At 54.0% G+C, this 2,685-nt stretch carries 2 tRNA genes and 1 rRNA gene; all 3 read right to left on the bottom strand.

Features of this window, described 5'->3' with window-relative positions:
- Positions 1-1,966: ribosomal RNA gene (locus tag QC821_RS21605) — 23S ribosomal RNA — on the bottom strand; the annotation flags it as partial.
- Between the two features lie 218 nt (positions 1,967-2,184).
- Positions 2,185-2,276 (bottom strand) — tRNA-Ala (locus QC821_RS21600).
- A gap of 117 nt (positions 2,277-2,393) precedes the next feature.
- Positions 2,394-2,470 (bottom strand) — tRNA-Ile (locus QC821_RS21595).
- Positions 2,471-2,685: the final 215 nt, after the last annotated feature.

The following is a 2,685-nucleotide window of genomic DNA, read 5'->3' as shown; positions in this document are numbered from 1 at the left end:
TTACGCCATTCGTGCAGGTCGGAACTTACCCGACAAGGAATTTCGCTACCTTAGGACCGTTATAGTTACGGCCGCCGTTTACCGGGGCTTCGATCAAGAGCTTCGCCTTGCGGCTAACACCATCAATTAACCTTCCGGCACCGGGCAGGCGTCACACCCTATACGTCCGCTTACGCGTTTGCAGAGTGCTGTGTTTTTAATAAACAGTTGCAGCCACCTGGTATCTTCGACCGCTTCGTGCTCGGGGAGCAAGTCCCTTCACACTAATGCGGCGTGCCTTCTCCCGAAGTTACGGCACCATTTTGCCTAGTTCCTTCACCCGAGTTCTCTCAAGCGCCTTAGGATTCTCACCCTGACCACCTGTGTCGGTTTGGGGTACGGTCTCACATGGCCTGAAGCTTAGAGGCTTTTCCTGGAAGCGTGGCATCAGTGACTTCCAGACCGTGGTCTGTTCGTCTCGTCTCTCGGCCTTGAGGATCCGGATTTGCCTGAACCCTCAGCCTACCGACTTTCACCAGGACTACCAACGCCTGGCTCACCTAGCCTTCTTCGTCCCCCCATCGCAACCATGTCAGGTACGGGAATATTGACCCGTTTCCCATCGACTACGCCTTTCGGCCTCGCCTTAGGGGCCGACTCACTCTGCTCTGATTAGCATCGAACAGAAACCCTTGGTCTTCCGGCGGGGGAGTTTTTCACTCCCCTTGTCGTTACTCATGTCAGCATTCGCACTCGTGATACCTCCAGCAGACTTCTCAATCCACCTTCATTGGCTTACACGACGCTCCTCTACCGCTCACACCTAAGTGTGAACCCGTAGCTTCGGTACCTGGTTTAGCCCCGTTACATCTTCCGCGCAGGCCGACTCGACTAGTGAGCTATTACGCTTTCTTTAAAGGATGGCTGCTTCTAAGCCAACCTCCTAGCTGTCTGAGCCTTCCCACATCGTTTCCCACTTAACCAGGATTTCGGGACCTTAGCTGACGGTCTGGGTTGTTTCCCTTTTCACAACGGACGTTAGCACCCGCTGTGTGTCTCCCACGCTTGCACTCACCGGTATTCGGAGTTTGCCTCGGGTTGGTAAGTCGGGATGACCCCCTAGCCGAAACAGTGCTCTACCCCCGGCGGTGATACGTGAGGCGCTACCTAAATAGCTTTCGAGGAGAACCAGCTATCTCCGGGCTTGATTAGCCTTTCACTCCGATCCACAAGTCATCCAAATCTTTTTCAACAGATCCTGGTTCGGTCCTCCAGTTGATGTTACTCAACCTTCAACCTGCTCATGGATAGATCGCCCGGTTTCGGGTCTATATCCAGCGACTGGTCGCCCAGTTAAGACTCGGTTTCCCTACGCCTCCCCTATACGGTTAAGCTCGCCACTGAATATAAGTCGCTGACCCATTATACAAAAGGTACGCGGTCACAGAACGAGTCTGCTCCCACTGCTTGTACGCACACGGTTTCAGGATCTATTTCACTCCCCTCTCCGGGGTTCTTTTCGCCTTTCCCTCACGGTACTGGTTCACTATCGGTCAGCCAGGAGTATTTAGCCTTGGAGGATGGTCCCCCCGTCTTCAGTCAAGGTTTCACGTGCCCCGACCTACTCGATTTCACGCGATCAGATTTTCGGCTACGGGGCTATCACCCACTATGGCGGCATTTCCCAATGCCTTCGCCTAATCAGTCACACGCTTAAGGGCTGGTCCCCGTTCGCTCGCCGCTACTAGGGGAATCTCGGTTGATTTCTTTTCCTCAGGGTACTTAGATGTTTCAGTTCCCCTGGTTCGCCTCCCAACACCTATGGATTCAGTGTGGGATACCCAGCTTATGCTGGGTGGGTTTCCCCATTCAGAAATGCCCGGGTCACAGGTTGTTTGCCACCTCGCCGAGCCTTATCGCAGGCTTCCACGTCTTTCATCGCCTCTGGCTGCCTAGGCATCCACCGTGTGCGCTTAATCGCTTGACCATATAACCCGAAAGGGTCTGGTCTGCGATTACGTACGACAATTGCCGGATACGCTTGAGACGTATCTTGCATTTCTCCTTGCGGAGAAATTTGTCAGCATGATTCACATTGTTAAAGAGCAGACTGTCAATCGACAGTCATAAACCGGTCATCGGCTGATGCGATGGTGGCTTATGACTGTAGATCCGATCAGGTAAGACTGTGGGGGTGGAGAGTAGTGGTGGAGCCAAGCGGGATCGAAGTCGTGCGCGACCCCGGGCTGACCACCTGACGTGCAAGGCAGGCGCTCTCCCAGCTGAGCTATGGCCCCTTTCGACATCTCTTTGTGGCAAAACCACGCGAAATGTAATTTGTGTGAGACTAGGCGAAAGACGACGACGTATAGCCTGCTATACGAGGAGTCTTTCAACGACGTATCACGCAAATTTGGTGGGTCTGGGCAGATTTGAACTGCCGACCTCACCCTTATCAGGGGTGCGCTCTAACCAACTGAGCTACAGACCCGGCACTGTACCGTTGCAAGCTCGCTGGCAACCCGCTGGCCGACCTCACCCTGCTTTCCATTTAAGGTCAGGGGGTGCGCGCTAACCAACTGATCTACAGACTCGCTTGCAACCGCTGGGTCCTCGACCCAAACAGTCTTTGCTCTGGCCGATCAGGTAATTCATTGTGAGCACTTGCCGACACGAGATGACGCGTCGATAAGGAGGTGATCCAGC

This window comes from Franzmannia qiaohouensis, assembly GCF_031451695.1.
Taxonomy (GTDB): domain Bacteria; phylum Pseudomonadota; class Gammaproteobacteria; order Pseudomonadales; family Halomonadaceae; genus Franzmannia; species Franzmannia qiaohouensis.
This window is presented reverse-complemented; position numbering and strand designations above follow the sequence as displayed.